Below are 15,666 nucleotides of genomic sequence, written 5' to 3' on the forward strand. Positions count from 1 at the left end.
CCGTCCCGCCGGTTCCGGACACGCGCACGGATGGTGGGAACCCCAACTCGTCGACCCACCTGCTGGAAGCCTGTGACGAGGCGAACCCGACAGGCAGGACGGGGGCGAGTAGCCACGCCCGGTCCGCTGATCGCCCGTTGGCGCGGCAATGGTCGGCCCCGGCCGAGCGCCGGAGCCGGGACCCCTGCACGAAAGTCGCCGTACTACGAGGGCGCTTCGTGGCGGGCCTGGTCCCGGACGGGTGCCTCGCCCCCTGCCGCGGAACTCGGGTCCTCGAAGGCCGCCCGTGCCTCGAAGGCCGCGCGCCGGGTCGCCCGTCGCAGTGCTTTGAGCACGGTCGGGCCCAGCGTGAGCGTCAGCACGACCGTGACGATCGCGCGGCCCAGGTCCCAGCCGAGTGACGTCGTCGTGACGTATGCGAGGAAGCGCACCAGATTCTCGCCGACCGGGTCGCCGGGCTGAAAGGAGACCCCCGTGGCGAGGCCGGCGATGTACGTCCAGCCCTGGAGGTTCATGACCGTCCCGTACGCGAACGCCGCGACCGTCCCGTACACGGCGAGCATCAGCACCTCCGCCCGCCCGCGCAGCCGCTCCGGGCCCGGCAGCAGGCCCGCGCCCATGGTGAACCAGCCCATCGCCAGCATCTGGAACGGCATCCACGGTCCGACACCGCCCGTGAGGAGGGCCGACGCGAACATCGTGATCGAGCCGAGGACGAAGCCGAACCCCGGCCCCAGCACCCGGCCGCTGAGCACCATCAGGAAGAACATGGGCTCAAGTCCCCCCGTGCCCGCCCCGAGCGGGCGCAGGATCGCGCCCACCGCCGCCAGCACCCCGAGCATCGCCACGGCCTTCGCGCCCAGCCCGGTGTCGGCGATCGTCGCCACGGCGACGGCGAGCAGCAGGGGGAGCAGCAGCGCGAACAGCCAGGGGGCGTCCGCCGAGTGCGCGAGGAGCCCGGACTTCTCGTCGGCGAGCAGCGGCCAGCCGAAGGCGACGACGCCGACGCCGCTGACCAGCGCGAGCGCGGCAACGGAACGCGGACCGAGCCGGATCGGCCGTCCCGAGGTGAGGGGCGACGACGTGGTGGAAGAGGTGGTGGACGAGGGGGTCGTCGAGGTGGCGGTCGCCCTTCCGGACGCGTTCGTGGGCGTGCCCACAGCGCGTCCCCGGCCCGGGGCGCTCACAGCGCGTCCCCGCCCTGGGCCGCCGACAGCGCCTCCCTGACCTGGGCCACCGTCAGCCAGCGCCGTGGCGCCAGAATCTTGGCCACCTGCGGTGCGAACGCGGGTGAGGACACGACCACCTCGGGCGTCGGGCCGTCCGCGACGATCTCGCCGTCCGCCAGGATCACCACCCGGTGCGCGAGTTCGGCCGCCAGTTCCACATCGTGGGTCGCCAGCACGACGGCGTGCCCGTCGGCCGCCAGTCGGCGTACGACCTCCACCAGCCGTACCTTCGCCGCGTAGTCCAGACCGCGCGTCGGCTCGTCGAGCAGCAGCAGCGGCGGCCGGCCCGTGAGTACGATCGCCAGCGCCAGCACCAGCCGCTGCCCCTCGGAGAGATCGCGCGGATGTGTCTCGTCCGCCACCCCCGGCAGCAACTCGCTCACCAGGGCCCGGCAGGAACCGGGTTCGGCCCCGGCGTCCGTGTCCGCCGCCGCGCACTCCGCGGCCACCGTGTCCGCGTACAGCAGATCCCGCGGCTCCTGCGGTACGAGGCCGACCTGCCGGATCGTCTCGCGCGGATGCGCGCGGTGCGGGTCGAGCCCGCCGACGGAGACTTTTCCGGAGGTGGGCTCGATCAGGCCGACGAGTGCGGACAGCAGGGTGGACTTCCCCGCTCCGTTACGGCCCATGAGGGCGACCGTCTCACCGGCCGCCACGCTCAGATCGATCCGCCGGAGCGCTTCGATACGCCCCCGGCGGATGTGCAGCCGGTCGACCACGGCCAGCGGCTCACCGGCCGCCGCCCGTACGGGAACGGGCGGCGGCTCCGGCAGACGCTCGCGCAGCCCCGACGCCCGCCGCCGCGCGTCCCGCACCGACAGCGGAAGCGGCTCCCACCCGGCCAGCCGCCCCAGCGCCACCACCGGAGGGTGCACCGGCGACACCGCCATGACCCCGGCGGGCGGTCCCATCACCGGGGCCTCGCCGGGCGCGGGCAGCAGGATCACCTGGTCCGCGTACTGGACCACCCGTTCCAGCCGGTGCTCGGCCATCAGGACCGTCGTGCCGAGATCGTGCACCAGACGCTGCAACACCGCCAGCACCTCCTCCGCCGCGCCGGGATCCAGCGCGGACGTCGGCTCGTCGAGCACCAGCACCTTGGGGTGCGTGGTCAGCACCGAGCCGATCGCCACCCGTTGCCGCTGCCCGCCCGACAGCGTGGCGATGGGGCGGTCCCGCAGGTCGGCCATCCCCAGCAGATCGAGCGTCTCCTCGACCCGGCGGCGCATCACATCCGGGGCGACGCCCAGCGACTCCATGCCGTAGGCGAGTTCGTCCTCGACGGTGTCCGTGACGAAATGGGCCAGTGGATCCTGGCCCACCGTGCCGACGACATCGGCGAGTTCACGCGGCTTGTGCGTACGGGTGTCCCGGCCGTCGACCGTGACGCGTCCGCGCAGGGCGCCGCCCGTGAAGTGCGGGACGAGCCCCGACACCGTGCCCAGGAGCGTCGACTTGCCGACCCCGGACGGGCCGACCAGCAGCACCAACTCACCCTCGGGAACGGTGAGATCGACCTGCGCCACCGTGGGCAGCGGATTGTCGCCATGGGTGACCGAGACGTTCTCGAACCGGATCACGGGGCCTCCTTGGCAGAGCCTGCGGCGTTAGGCCGCTTCTGGTGGATCTTGCTGGGCTCGCGTGCCCTGGCACCGCGCCTCGCTGCGTTGTCGTCGGTCGCCGATGCTCCGCATGGACTCCCTCCTCCGCCTTGCGATCCACGGCACCAGACCCCGCTCACTGATCCAGCCTGATCCACCAGAAACGACCTGGGCGGTACGGGGGCGACGAACGCCGGGAGCAGACCGATGAGGACCGAGAGCGCGGGCCACAGCGGCAGACTGGGAGCGACCAGCGGTACGACACCGGGGTGCAGCGCCTCCGAGTCGTACGAGCCCGCCCAGATCAGCAGCGCGGCGACCGCCGCACCCGACCCGGCCACCAGCCAGGAGCGCGGCCCGAACCGGTCCGGCCGGTACCGGGTGCGCGGACTCCTCCGGCCGCCCAGCCGCAGCCCCGCGACGGCCGCGACGAGCCCCGCGAAGAGCAGGGGCAGCCCGTACGCGGCCCCGGTGGCCGCGAGCAGCGCGTACGAGCCGACGCACACGCCGAGCAGACCGCCGAGGGTGAGCGCGGTCGTGGTGTGCCGTACGGCGGGCGGCACCTGGGCCGTGCGCCCGTATCCTCGCGCGTCCATCGACGCGGCGACCGCGACCGAGCGCTCCAGCGCTCCCTCCAGCACCGGCAGCCCGATCTGCGCGATCGCCCTGAAACCGCCGGTGGACCGGCCTCGCAGCCGCCTCGCGGTCCGGAGCCGGGCCACGTCGGCGACCATGTTCGGCGCGAACGTCATCGCGACGACGACGGCCACCCCCGCCTCGTACAGGGCCCCCGGCAGCGACTTGAGCAGCCGGGCCGGGTTGGCGAGCGCGTTGGCCGCGCCGAGGCAGATGAGGAGCGTCGCCAGCTTCGCGCCCTCGTACAGTGCGAAGACCACCTGTTCCGCGTGGACCCGGCCACCGATCCTGATGCCCTTCGCCCAGTCGGGGAGCGGGACTTCGGGCAGGGTGAAGAGCGGATGCGTACCGGGGACGGGCGAGCCCAGCACCACCGAGAACAGGACCCGGATGGCGATGACGATCAGCCCGAGCTTGATGAAGGCGGTGTACGAACGGGCCCAGGGCGCGTCCGTGCGGCGGGCCGCGACGACGTATCCGGCGACGGCGACGATCAGCCCGAGGAGCAGTGGATTGGCGGTCCGGGACGCGGCGGTCGCCAGCCCGAGGGCCCACAGCCACCAGGCCCCCGCGTGGAGGGCGTTGCCCCGGTCGGCCTCGGGTGCGCGGAATCGCTGTCCGCGCCGTCCCGGTTCCGGTCGCGGTCGCGGTTCTGGTCCCGGTCGCGGCGTCGACGCGGACACGGATGCCGGGCCCGGCGTGGACGCCGACTCCGGGCCGGGCGTGGACGCCGGGACCTGGTCCCCTGAGCCCGCACTGCGGTGCGGCGGAGGCGTGGCGGGCATGGTCATCGCTTGCGGCGGCGCGACTGCCAGACCGCTGCGGCGACCAGTACGAGAATCGCCGCCGCGCCCGCCGCGACACCGATCGAGGGACCCCCGTCCTCGCTCCCGGAACCGTCCGCCTGCCGCGTCCCGTCCGCCTTGTCGGTGCTCCCGGTGCTCCCGGTGCTCCCGGTGCTCCCGGTGTTCCCGGCGGACGCCGCGGGGGTCTCCGTGGAGCGCGAGCCCGAGATCTGTTCGCCGCAGCCCTCGGCCGGATAGCCGGAGATCGCGCAGAGCAGAGCTTCGCTGTTGTACCGCAGGGGCTTCGCCACCAGCGCGAGCGCCTCGGCCGTCGTCGCGTCCTTCGCGACCCGCGCGCACACGCCGCGCCCCGCGGGCGGTGTCTCGCCGCCGGGGGCGTCGGCCGCGGTGCCGGGGTCGATGACCAGGGCGACGCGCTTCTGCCCGGACTTCGGGGGCGTACCGCCGCAGATCGCCTCGAAGTCCGGGGCCGAACGCGGCCGGGCCGCGTCGGAGCTGTCCTCGCTGACCGAGAAACGGAAGCCGTTCACGGAGCCGTCCGCCGGGCGGGCGGTCGCGGGGCCCTCGGTGGCGTACGTCCAGGTGTCGCCGCCGGACTGCCAGAACGACCAGTAGCGGTACCCCGCCGCCTGCGCCGGGCCCGCGCCGACGACCGTCAGCGCGACCCCGAGAGCCAGAAGGAGGGGGAGGACGGAGAGCAGCCGGGCGCGGATCACGACTGGGACTTACGGCGGCCACTGAGCAGGATGCCCGCGCCGACGCTCGCCGCGAAGAAGGCGCCGATGATCCACCACACGCCGACCCCGGAGCCGTCCTTCTTCTCGTCCTTCGCGTCCTGCCGCGTCACGTTCGCCTTGTCCGTGACGACCGTCCGCGGGGCCGGGCCGGTCGCGTTCAGGCCCGCCACCAGATCGGTTCCCCCGAAGCTCTTCGGGTCCGTACCGGTCGCGTGCGCCGCGAGGATCAGCTGTGCGTACGCCGCCGGGCCGGACTCCTTCGCCCAGGCCGCCGCGTTCTGCTCCAGCCAGGCCAGGGGCTTCTTCGTCTGGTCGGTCAGGCCCTGTGCGGCCAGGGCGACGACGGCGTCGGCGGTGTTGCCGAAGTCGGGCTTCTCGGCCGTGTCCGTGGAGCCCGGCATCGGCGGTGTGTTGAGGTGGCCGGTCTTGGCGAGGGCGGTCGCGAGGTACGCCCCGCCGTTGTGGGCGGCTGCCTCGATCGTGGTCCCGGCCTCGCACACGGCGCCCTTGGCGTCCTTCGTGCCCGCCGTCACGACCAGCCCCTTGCCGTGCGCGCCGAGCACGGCCGCGGCCGTGGAGTCGGCGACGATGCCGGGCTGCTTCGGCTGGTACACGAACGCACCGCCGTCCTTGCCGCCGCACGGCCGCGCGAACGTCAGCAGCGCGTCGTACGGCGACTTCCCGCCCTTCGACACGACCGCGTCCGGCTTCTCGCCGGCCGCGGCGAGCGCGCCGATCACGATGGACGTGGAGTTGGCGTCGCTGGCACCGCCGGGGTTGTAGCTCCAGCCGCCGTCCGCGTTCTGTACGGACTTCAGCCAGGTCACGGCCTTCTGTACGGTCTCACTCTGCCCGCCGAGGGCGGCGAGCGCCTGTACCGCGGCGGCGGTGGCGTTGGAGTCCAGCGGCAGCGCGGGGGCGCACGCCCCGGCGGCGTCCGCGCGGTAGGACGGGAACGCGCCGCTGTCGCACTGCTGGCCGGTCAGCCAGTCCACCGCCTTCCCGGCGGGCTTCACACCGACCGTGTCCTGGGCGAGCAGCGCCAGGGACTGCCGCCAGACGCCGTCGTACGCGGGGTCGGTGGTCCCGTACAGACCGGACGGTGTGACGGCTGACGGCGTCGGGGTGGGGGTCGGCGCGGCGATCGCGGCCGGGGCGGCGGCCGCGGCTATGGCCATGCCGACGACGGCGGATGCGGCGAGCGCGGCGACGCCGCGGCGGGCGGTGGTCATGACGGGCGGTGCCTTCCCTGCGGGACCGGGCACGGGCACGCGCGAGCGACCTGGGCTCCGGCTCCGTATTCCTCGACGATGCCGGTCACCGGCGGCTGCCGGTGGCACGAGCCGTCACAGCCGCGCACAGGGCATTCCGACTCACCACCCTGTTTCGCGGGTGGTTCACGGTTGCGGGTCAGTGCCGGATTCGCACCGGCTTCCCCCTGTACGGGTGTGATACGACCTGCTTACTGTACCGGCCCTGTGCAGGCCCCTCGCGGGGGGCGGCCGATGGGCGGCGCACCCGGGGCCGGGGTCCGTCCCCAAGCGCCGGACGGGCCGGAGTCGCCCGCCCGGGCTTCGTGTCCTGCCGGGGCGGCGGGCTCGCGGCCGGGGTCCCTCCTCAGGCGCACCGGCCGGCGTCCTCGCTGATGTCCGGCCGGCGCGTTACGGACGTGGTCATGTCCGGTGGGCCTGTATCGGAGAACCTGTATCGGAGAAGGGGACGCTTCGACGGCTGGACGGCACGCTGTGGCATGGCGGTGACAATCCCTGGACGCAACGAGTACATGGCGCGGCGAACCGGCGGACGCCGAGCGCGTGTCCTTCACCGTGTTCCCGGACTGTCCGGGAACGGCCCAGGGGGAGCAGACCGATGCGCACTGCGAATCGCACCACCAGCCGTACCCGTAACCGTCTTGTCATCACGGCCGCAGCGGCTTTCCTGGCGCTGGTCCTCAGCGGGTGCCGGGACACGGCGGCGATCGATGGCGGGGACACGCCTTCCGGGGCCGCCCCGACGGCGTCAGCGGCTGATTCCGGTGCCGCGGGCGAACCCTCGACGTACCCGAGCGGCAAGCCGACGGCCGTCAAACCGTCATCGCAGGGCACGCCGTCCGGCGCATCCTCGAAGCACCCGAAGCACTTCATCAAACTCACCGAGGGCTACCCCATGCCGAACGACGTGCTGATCAGCGTCACGGATGTCGTGGCAGCCGGGAGTTCGAGCGGGGTGGTCGCGCCCGCGGGCTCTCAGCGCAGGTACGTGCTCATTCAGATCACGAACGAGGGGACCCGACCGCTGAAGGTGGACGGCCGAGTGCACGTCACCGTCAAGCGGCATGACAATGGCAAGTCCATGAAGCAGGTCGACTGGCTTCCCGGGGAGGACTCCGAGGGCGCCGGCTTCTTCATCCTCGACGTGGAGCCGGGCAACCGGGATGACGCCTCGCTCGGATTCGCCTTCGAGGACTCGGGATTCGACGAGGGCTACGAGATCTACGTGACGCTGGACCAGCCCGGAAGCCCCGCATACCCGGCGAAGTTCCTGTACGCGCCCCCGCCCACTTCCTAGCGCGGTGACCGGGGGCGTTCACCGGCCGCCGACGCGCGGTACGGCACTGCCCCACGGCCCTTCGAACGGCCCTTCGGCCGGGGTGGGGGTCCCCGGCGGAGCCAGGGGGAGCGCCCCCGCGCGGTGTCGTCGGACTGTGCGGGTGCGGGTGCGGTCGGGTACGGGCTGCGGGCCTCCGCCTCGCGATACTCCCCCACAGCCTTCGGCGTGGGAGGGACCCCCACCCGCACAGCTTTCGGCGTGGGAGGGACCCCCGGCACCGGACGCCGCGGGCCAACCGGCAAACCTCTCCGGCCACAGCACGGGCACGCGACACGGTAGCGACACGGCAGCGGCGCAGTACTTGGCCGGTCAGGACCGGGGGCCGGGCCGGTCGGGACCCGGCGACGTGAGGTCGATCAGCCGGCACACCGTCTCGATGTCGGTCTTCACCTGCGCGATCGAGGCCCGGCCCGAGAGCCAGGTGATCAGGGCCGAGTGCCAGGTGTGCTCGATCACCCGGACCGCGGAGAGCTGCTCGGGCGTCGGCTTCTCCAGCCCCGTCGCGTCCAGGATGATCGCCGTCGTCTGCCGGGAGACCGTGTCCACCTCGGGGCTGACACCGCGGTCGGCGAACGTCAGCGCCCGTACCATCGCGTCCGCGAGCTGCGGCTCGCGCCGGAGCGCGCGGAACGCGCGCATCAGCGTCTCGGCGACCCGCTCGGCGGCGCTCTCCCCGCCCGGAGGGCGTTTACGGAGGGTGGTGTGCAGGTGCCGGAGCTGGTCCTGCATGATCGCGACCAGCAGATGGATCTTGGACGGGAAGTACCGGTACAGGGTGCCGAGGGCGACGCCCGCCGCCTCGGCCACCTCGCGCATCTGCACCGCGTCGAAACCGCCCCGGCCGGCCAACTGCGCGCCGGCGTGCAGGATGCGGCGTCGCCGGGCCTCCTGGCGCTCCGTCAGGGGCGGCGAACCCGGCCCCGCCGGCTTGGCTTCGGCTGTCATAGTCCCCGATCCACTGTCTGGTGCCCTGCGAACCTCAACGGCGATCTCCAGCGGCGGTCCACAGTGCTCCGTACCCTCGCCGACCGCACAGCATGGCATTGGGCCCGCCGTGGCGCGAATCACCTGATCCGGCCCTCACGGCGGGGCTACCAGCCGGTAGATTCGAAGCTCCTCGCACGATCAAGTCTGAAACTTGTTCTAGATTAGCGCGAGCGGTTACGCTCCGGCGCAAACGCAGTGATGAAGGGGGCGTGAGTGACCGCTGAGGCCATCGAGGCCGGCCCTCACAGGGGTCGTACGGGCGGGCGCTCCAGCGCCGGACCATCCGGTGGCGACCAGTCACTGCGCATCGCGCTCCTCACCTATAAGGGCAACCCTTTCTGCGGCGGCCAGGGCGTCTACGTACGGCATCTCTCGCGCGAGCTGGCCCGCCTCGGCCACAGCGTCGAGGTGATCGGCGCGCAGCCCTATCCCGTACTCGACGACGGCGTGCCGCTCACCGAGCTGTCCAGCCTCGATCTGTACCGCAGCCCCGATCCGTTCCGGACGCCCGCGAGGGACGAGTACCGCGACTGGATCGACGCGGTCGAGGTGGCCACCATGTGGACCGGCGGATTCCCCGAGCCCCTGACCTTCTCGCTCCGTGCCCGCCGTCACCTGATCGCGCGGCGCGGTCAGTTCGACGTCGTCCACGACAACCAGACGCTCGGATACGGGCTGTTGGGCGACCTGGGCGCGCCACTGGTCACCACCATCCACCATCCCATCACCGTGGACCGGCAGTTGGAGCTGGACGCGGCCACGGGGTGGCGGAAGCGCGCCTCCGTGCGCCGCTGGTACGGCTTCACCAGGATGCAGAAGCGCGTCGCACGCCGGCTGCAGTCCGTGCTCACCGTCTCCGGCTCCTCGCGGCAGGAGATCGTCAAAGACCTCGGCGTACGGCCCGAGCGCGTCCAGGTCGTGCCCATCGGCGCGGACACCGGCCTCTTCTCGCCCGATCCGGCGGTCGCCGAGGTGCCCGGACGGATCGTCACCACCTCCAGCGCCGACGTCCCCCTCAAGGGCCTGGTCCATCTGGTGGAGGCGCTGGCCAAGATCCGTACCGAGTACCCGGACGCCCATCTGGTGGTCGTCGGCAAGCGCGCCGAGGACGGGCCGGTCGCCCGGCTCATCGAGCGGTACGGGCTCGGCGGCGCGGTCGAGTTCGTCAAGGGCGTCTCGGACGAGGAACTCGTCGACCTGGTGCGGAGCGCTCAGGTCGCCTGCGTCCCTTCGCTGTACGAGGGGTTCTCGCTGCCCGCCGCGGAGGCGATGGCCACCGGAACCCCGCTGGTCGCCACCACCGGCGGGGCGATCCCGGAGGTCGCCGGAGCCGACGGCGAGACCTGTCTGGCGGTGCCGCCCGGCGACGCGGGCGCGCTGGCGACCGCCATCGGACGGCTGCTCGGCGACGCGGAGCTGCGGGTACGGCTGGGCGCGGCGGGACGGCGGCGGGTGCTGGACCGGTTCACCTGGGCGAGGGCGGCGCAGGGGACGGCGGAGCTGTACCGCGCGGCCGTCTCACGGGCGGTCCGGCGATGATCCGCGTACCGGTTCCGGTCCGGGCCCCGGTTCGGGTCTCGGTCCTGGTCTCGGTCCGGGCCCCGGTTCGGGTCTCGGTCCGGGCCCCGGTTCGGGTCTCGGTCCTGGTCCCGTTTCCCATCCCTGCCGCCTCCGCGATCTTCTCCGCCTCCGGACCCGCCTCCGCCCCTCTCGACCGTGAAAGCAGGACCGCGTGCTGACCGTCGACTTCTCCCGTTTCCCGCTGGCCGCGGGCGACCGTGTCCTCGACCTCGGATGCGGTGCCGGACGGCACGCCTTCGAGTGCTACCGGCGCGGCGCACGCGTCGTCGCGCTCGACCGGAACGGCGAGGAGATCCGCGAGGTCGCCAAGTGGTTCGCCGCGATGAAGGCGGAGGGTGAGGCCCCCGAAGGGGCCACCGCCACCGCCATGGAGGGCGACGCGCTCAACCTCCCCTTCCCCGACGAGTCCTTCGACGTGGTGATCATCTCCGAGGTGATGGAACACATCCCCGACGACAAGGGCGTACTCGCCGAGATGGTCCGCGTCCTCAAGCCCGGCGGCCGGATCGCGATCACCGTTCCCCGCTACGGCCCCGAGAAGGTCTGCTGGGCGCTCAGCGACGCCTACCACGAGGTCGAGGGCGGACACATCCGTATCTACAAGGCCGACGAACTGCTCGGGAGGATCGAGGAGGCCGGGCTCGTCCCGTACGGCACCCATCACGCCCACGCCCTGCACAGCCCGTACTGGTGGCTCAAATGCGCCTTCGGCGTGGACAACGACCAGGCCCTCCCCGTCAAGGCGTACCACCGGCTGCTGGTCTGGGACATCATGAAGAAGCCGCTGGCCACCCGCCTCGCCGAACAGGCGCTCAACCCGCTGCTCGGCAAGAGTTTCGTGGCGTACGCGACCAAGCCGCACTCTCCCTCGCCGTACGGCGAGCCCACCCCGACCGCCCCCTCCACGCGGCACACCCGTTCCTCCACGCGGCACAACCGGTCCGGGGCCGAGGCGTGACCGTTCCGCGCACCGAGCACCTCGTGCTGCCGGGCGTGCTCACCGCCGAGCAGGCCGCCGAGACCGTCGCGGGGATACGGGCGGTACAGCGAGCGGACGGTGCCATTCCGTGGTTCCGGGGCCACCATCTCGACCCGTGGGACCATATCGAGGCCGCGATGGCGCTCGACGCGGCGGGCGAGCACCGAGCCGCGGCCGGGGCGTACGCCTGGCTGCTGCGCCACCAGAACGAGGACGGCTCCTGGTACTCCGCGTACCAGGACGGGGACGCGGAACAGCCCACCGACCGCGGCCGGGAGACCAACTTCGTCGCCTATGCCGCCGTCGGTGTCTGGCACCACTATCTGGCCACCGGCGACGAGACGTTCCTCGACCGGATGTGGCCCGTGGTCCACGCGGCGATCGAGTACGTGCTCACGCTCCAGCAGCCGGGCGGTCAGATCGGCTGGAAGCGGGAGGCCGATGGGACGCCCGTCGACGACGCCCTGCTGACCGGCAGTTCGTCGATCCATCACGCCCTGCGGTGCGCCCTCGCCATCGCCGCCGAGCGTGAGGAGCCCCAGCCGGACTGGGAGTTGGCGGCGGGCGCGCTCGCCCATGCCATCGCCGCCCACCCCGATCGCTTCCTGGACAAGCGCCGCTACTCCATGGACTGGTACTACCCGGTCCTCGGCGGCGCGGTGACCGGCGCGCAGGCCAAGGCCCGTATGGAGGAACGCTGGGACGAGTTCGTCGTACCCGGCCTCGGCGTCCGGTGTGTGACTCCCAACCCCTGGGTCACCGGCGGCGAGAGCTGTGAACTCGCCCTGACGCTCTGGGCGATGGGCGAATCGGACCGGGCGCTGGAGATCCTCCAGTCCATCGGCCATCTGCGCGCGGACGACGGCATGTACTGGACCGGCTATGTCTTCGCGGACCATGCCGTGTGGCCGGAGGAACGGACCACCTGGACGGCCGGATCGCTGCTGCTGGCGGTGGCCGCGCTCGGGGGCGACGAGGCGACCACCGCGGTCTTCGGCGGTGAGCGGCTGCCACGGGGGCTCGCCCCGGACTGCTGTGCGCCGCCCGCCTCTCGCCAGTGCTGATGCCTGACGGGCCGTCGGCGCAAGACGACGGCTCCCCGCCCTTCCGGGCGGGGAGCCGTCGGTCGAACGGGAGGGCGGGTCAGCCGCGCTGGATGCCCGAGGTGTCCTGGAGGACGCCCCGGCGGCCGTCCTGCGTCTGCGCGATCAGACCGGGACCGCGCTGTTCGACGGCCAGGTACCAGGTGCCGGGCGCGAGTTCGGCGATCGGAGTGGGCGAGCCGTCCTCGCCGTACAGCGGACGGGCCACCGGCACGGCGAACCAGAACGGCGCGAACGCCGCCGGTGCGCCGTGCCCGTCGCTCTGCGGTGCGGCCGGGCCGGGCTGCCCGCCGCCGAACTGGGCCTGCTGGCCCTGCTGCCCGCCGAAGGAAGGCTGCTGCTGTCCGCCCGGATAGCCGTAGCCGCCCTGCTGCTGCCCGCCGTACGGCGTCTGCGGAGCCGCAGGGTTCGGTGCGCCGAGGAGCGGGACCTTCAGAGCGGGCACGATCTGCGCGCAGACCGCGCCGGCCGCGAGCAGGAGCGCGGCGATGAAGCCGAGGATCAGACCGCCGCCCGAGTCGGGGGCGAAGCCCTCGGCGTTCAGGGAGCCCGCCGGGTCGAAGATCGCGCCGAGCGCGGACCAGGCGGTGAAGACGGCGACGACGAGACCGATGTGGCCGAGTTCGATTCCCAGGACCTTCGGCGGCCGGGGGAGCAGATGCGAGAGCGCGATGAGCGCGGCGGCGATGATCCCGGCCAGATAGACACCCAAGAGCAGGGATCCGTTGTCCCAGGCGGTCGGCACGTTGCCGCAGGCGCTGCCGGTGCAGTCGAACGTGTCGAGGAACGAGGCGATGAACAGCAACACCGCTGCTCCGATTACCACGCCGTCGCCTCGAGTGAGGGAGCGGATGTTCACGTAAGAATCCTTCGTCGGTGGTCTCAGGTCGTCGCGGGTCGTCATCGGCGCGGTCGTCACTGCCGCCGGGTGGGGCGGTGAGCGCGGCGCGGAGTTCGGGATTCACTCCCTGTCGTAGGGGTGAATCTATCGTCTGGGCCGAGCGATCGTCTGCCCGGTATCAGGAGTTCCCTCTGATCGGAGGCCGGATCGGGACCTGATGGGAACCCTGCCGAGATCCGGTGCGAACCCATTCCCGGCCCCCTTCCGGTCACTTTCCCGGCCCCCCTTCCGCTCTCTTACGGTCTTTCTCCTCCGGCCCCTAGCGGTATCTCCCGGCCCCTCGTGGTCTCTGTTCCCCGTCCCGTCCCTGTCGCTTTCCGTGCTCATGTTGGCACCGGTTCCTGTGTGATATCGGGGGAACCGGATCCGTACCGAACGGAATCCGTGGGGTCCGATCGGGATCCTGTCATCTCTGGCTCAGGAGATGGGCCCGGATGCCTTCCGAGATTCCCCGCGCCGCTTTCTGCCGCCAGGCCGGGTCGGTGAGGAGAGCGGCGTCCCGCGGGTCGCGCATATTGCCGCATTCGATGAAGACCTTGGGCACGGTGGACAGATTGAGTCCGCCCAGATCGGTGCGCACATCGAGGCCGCTCCCGCCGCCGACATAGTTGGAGGGAGCGCTTCCGGTCGTCCGGGCGAACGCTTCCGCGAGCCGCTCGCCCAGATCGCGGGAAGGGCCGACGATCTTCGAGGTGTCCGCCGAGCCCTTGTCGACCAGACCGGGAAGGATCACATGGAATCCGCGGTTGCCCTTGGCCGAGCCGTCGGCGTGGAGGGAGACGACGGCGTCGGCCCCGGCCTTGTTGCCTATCCGGGCCCGCTCGTCGATGCAGGGGCCGAACGCGCGGTCGCCGTCGTGGGTGAAGCGAACCGTCGCGCCCTCCTCTTCCAGCAGGACGCGGAGCCGTTGTGAGACATCGCGGGTGAACGCGGCCTCCGCGTAGCCGTCATCGGTCGACGTCCCCGTCGTATCGCATTCCTTGCGCTGGGTACCGATGTCCACGAGCTTGTTGATCTCGGCCGTATGCCGGAAATTACCGGGATTGTGTCCTGGATCGATGACCACTGTCCTGCCCGAGAGACTGCCGCCCTGCGGGGAGGTCTTCGAGGGCGGTGAGGCCGTGGCCGGTGAGGACTCCGGGCCGGGTCTTCCGTCGTCGGACGGAGCGCCGGCACTGGTGCCGGCGCCGGCGCTCCCGCTCGGCAGAGCCTTCGGCGGCACGGTCTCCTCCGGACCGCCCATCGCCTGCCAGACCAGCCAGCCGGCCAGGGCGCTCGGGACCAGTACGCCGATTCCGACGGCGAGGACGGCGCGGCGGCGGCGACGGCCGCGGCCCGGCGCGGGGCCTTCGCCGGGCTGTCGGCCCCGGTCCGGGTCCCGGTCCTGGTCCCGGTATGGGTCGTGTGGCTGGTTCGGGTCGTACGACACGTCCGCGATGCTAGCCCGGAGGCTCAGATTCCTGGTCCCGTACGCCGAAGCACGCGCAGCGACTCCGTCGCGGACACCTCGGTGAACGCACCCGACGCCAGTGCCCGCAGATAGACGCGGTAGGGCGCCTGGCCGCCGTCGGCCGGGTCCGGGAAGACATCGTGGACGACCAGCAGTCCGCCGTCGGCGACTCGGGGCGCCCAGCCCTCGTAGTCGCCGGACGCGTGCTCGTCGGTGTGACCGCCGTCGATGAACACGAGCCCCAGCGGAGTGCCCCAGAGCCGCGCCACCTGCGGGGAGCGGCCGACCACGGCGATCACATGGTCCTCCAGCCCCGCTCTGTGCAGGGTGCGCCGGAAGGCGGGCAGCGTGTCCATCCGCCCGACCTCCGGATCGACGACCGACGGATCGTGGTACTCCCAGCCCGGCTGCTGCTCCTCGCTGCCGCGGTGGTGGTCGACGGTGACGGCCGTCGTTCCGGCGGTGCGTGCCGCCTCGGCGAGCAGGATGGTGGAACGCCCGCAATAGGTTCCCACCTCGAGCAATGGCAGGCCCAGCGCCGCCGCCTCCACCGCGGCGGCGTACAGGGCGAGCCCTTCGCCGAGGGGCATGAACCCCTTGGCGGCCTCGAACGCGGCGATGATCTCCGGCGCGGGGGTGCCGGGCTCGGCGGGGGTGCTGGGTGTGGGGGTGCCGGGCTCGGCGGGGGTGCTGGGCTCAGGGGTGCCGGGTGCCGAGGATCCCCGCCCGGTGGCCTTCTGCCCGGTGGTCTCCGCTCCCGTGGTCCCCGCCCCGGTGGTCCCCGGACGGGCGGCATTCGGCTGCGGTGCGGCGGTCATGGGGCGGGTTCCTCCTGGTGGTACGGGCATCCGGGCTCCGGCCCGGCCGCCCATGGTGCCGTACGCCTTCGAAGGCGCCGACGGCGGGCGCGGCCGGTGGCGGGAGGGGCGGCCTGGTCCGGTGCCCCTTCTTCACCATCGCCGCACGCGTGTGCGGACGCCGCTCGGGCGATGGTGGGCTGCCGTGGTCGGTGACGGTCCCGCCCGTGCGGATCGATCCCGCGTTCC

Annotated in this window: 13 protein-coding genes and 1 riboswitch; of the genes, 4 read left to right on the top strand and 9 right to left on the bottom strand. The window is 72.5% G+C overall.

The window, feature by feature from the left end; all coding sequences use genetic code 11:
* Positions 1–203: 203 nt before the first annotated feature.
* From ACWEFL_RS03035 to ACWEFL_RS03055, 5 genes are all read right to left on the bottom strand, one after another.
* Positions 204–1,055, bottom strand: coding sequence for an ECF transporter S component (locus tag ACWEFL_RS03035; RefSeq protein WP_451707297.1), 852 nt, complete (start codon positions 1,053–1,055; stop codon positions 204–206).
* A 128-nt stretch (positions 1,056–1,183) separates the two neighbouring features.
* Positions 1,184–2,809, bottom strand: a complete 1,626-nt coding sequence (locus tag ACWEFL_RS03040) for an ABC transporter ATP-binding protein (protein WP_451706560.1) — start codon at positions 2,807–2,809, stop codon at positions 1,184–1,186.
* On the bottom strand, positions 2,806–4,149 hold the full coding sequence (locus ACWEFL_RS03045) for an energy-coupling factor transporter transmembrane protein EcfT (protein WP_451706563.1): 1,344 nt from the start codon (positions 4,147–4,149) through the stop codon (positions 2,806–2,808). The genes ACWEFL_RS03040 and ACWEFL_RS03045 overlap by 4 nt, the downstream gene beginning before the upstream one ends.
* Before the next feature lie 104 nt (positions 4,150–4,253).
* Entirely contained in the window at positions 4,254–4,988 is a 735-nt protein-coding gene (locus ACWEFL_RS03050; RefSeq protein ID WP_451706565.1) for an SCO2322 family protein, read from the bottom strand.
* Positions 4,985–6,241 (bottom strand): prenyltransferase/squalene oxidase repeat-containing protein, encoded by a 1,257-nt coding sequence (locus tag ACWEFL_RS03055; protein ID WP_451706566.1) that lies wholly within the window; start codon positions 6,239–6,241, stop codon positions 4,985–4,987. The genes ACWEFL_RS03050 and ACWEFL_RS03055 overlap by 4 nt, the downstream gene beginning before the upstream one ends.
* A gap of 112 nt (positions 6,242–6,353) precedes the next feature.
* Positions 6,354–6,493, bottom strand: a riboswitch (cobalamin riboswitch).
* Between the two features lie 385 nt (positions 6,494–6,878).
* Between ACWEFL_RS03055 and ACWEFL_RS03060 the strand changes: the two genes are divergently transcribed.
* Complete coding sequence (locus ACWEFL_RS03060) at positions 6,879–7,577, top strand: hypothetical protein (RefSeq protein ID WP_451706569.1); 699 nt, start codon at positions 6,879–6,881, stop codon at positions 7,575–7,577.
* Positions 7,578–7,928: 351 nt separating this feature from the next.
* Here the strand turns inward: ACWEFL_RS03060 and ACWEFL_RS03065 are convergent, their stop codons facing one another.
* Positions 7,929–8,564: a TetR family transcriptional regulator gene (locus ACWEFL_RS03065; RefSeq protein ID WP_451706571.1), complete on the bottom strand. Its 636-nt coding sequence runs from the start codon at positions 8,562–8,564 to the stop codon at positions 7,929–7,931.
* Positions 8,565–8,819: 255 nt separating this feature from the next.
* Here ACWEFL_RS03065 and ACWEFL_RS03070 point away from each other — a divergent pair, with 255 nt between their 5' ends.
* From ACWEFL_RS03070 to ACWEFL_RS03080, 3 genes are all read left to right on the top strand, one after another.
* The gene (locus ACWEFL_RS03070; RefSeq protein WP_451706573.1) at positions 8,820–10,145 is read left to right on the top strand and encodes a glycosyltransferase family 4 protein; all 1,326 of its coding nucleotides are present in this window, start codon (positions 8,820–8,822) and stop codon (positions 10,143–10,145) included.
* Positions 10,146–10,338: 193 nt separating this feature from the next.
* Positions 10,339–11,145: a class I SAM-dependent methyltransferase gene (locus ACWEFL_RS03075; RefSeq protein WP_451706576.1), complete on the top strand. Its 807-nt coding sequence runs from the start codon at positions 10,339–10,341 to the stop codon at positions 11,143–11,145.
* Positions 11,142–12,230 carry a prenyltransferase gene (locus tag ACWEFL_RS03080; RefSeq protein ID WP_451706578.1) on the top strand — a complete coding sequence of 363 codons (1,089 nt, stop codon included), beginning with the start codon at positions 11,142–11,144 and terminating at the stop codon, positions 12,228–12,230. The genes ACWEFL_RS03075 and ACWEFL_RS03080 overlap by 4 nt, the downstream gene beginning before the upstream one ends.
* A gap of 79 nt (positions 12,231–12,309) precedes the next feature.
* On the opposite strand, the gene ACWEFL_RS03085 is transcribed toward ACWEFL_RS03080, so the two are convergent.
* The 3 genes from ACWEFL_RS03085 to ACWEFL_RS03095 all read right to left on the bottom strand — a co-directional run bounded on the left by ACWEFL_RS03085 (position 12,310) and on the right by ACWEFL_RS03095 (position 15,210).
* Positions 12,310–13,128: a DUF5336 domain-containing protein gene (locus tag ACWEFL_RS03085; RefSeq protein WP_451706579.1), complete on the bottom strand. Its 819-nt coding sequence runs from the start codon at positions 13,126–13,128 to the stop codon at positions 12,310–12,312.
* A 448-nt stretch (positions 13,129–13,576) separates the two neighbouring features.
* Complete coding sequence (locus ACWEFL_RS03090; protein ID WP_451706582.1) at positions 13,577–14,599, bottom strand: N-acetylmuramoyl-L-alanine amidase; 1,023 nt, start codon at positions 14,597–14,599, stop codon at positions 13,577–13,579.
* A 23-nt stretch (positions 14,600–14,622) separates the two neighbouring features.
* Positions 14,623–15,210 (bottom strand): class I SAM-dependent methyltransferase, encoded by a 588-nt coding sequence (locus ACWEFL_RS03095; RefSeq protein WP_451707300.1) that lies wholly within the window; start codon positions 15,208–15,210, stop codon positions 14,623–14,625.
* Positions 15,211–15,666: the final 456 nt, after the last annotated feature.

The sequence above is a fragment of the Streptomyces sp. NPDC004838 genome (assembly GCF_053600955.1).

What these genes read in the sequence shown, in the direction of transcription:
- ACWEFL_RS03055 (WP_451706566.1), bottom strand. Translation starts at nt 6,241, where the DNA reads ATGACCACCGCCCGCCGCGGCGTCGCCGCGCTCGCCGCATCCGCCGTC.
- ACWEFL_RS03060 (WP_451706569.1), top strand. Translation starts at nt 6,879, where the DNA reads ATGCGCACTGCGAATCGCACCACCAGCCGTACCCGTAACCGTCTTGTC.
- ACWEFL_RS03065 (WP_451706571.1), bottom strand. Translation starts at nt 8,564, where the DNA reads ATGACAGCCGAAGCCAAGCCGGCGGGGCCGGGTTCGCCGCCCCTGACG.
- ACWEFL_RS03095 (WP_451707300.1), bottom strand. Translation starts at nt 15,210, where the DNA reads ATGCCCCTCGGCGAAGGGCTCGCCCTGTACGCCGCCGCGGTGGAGGCG.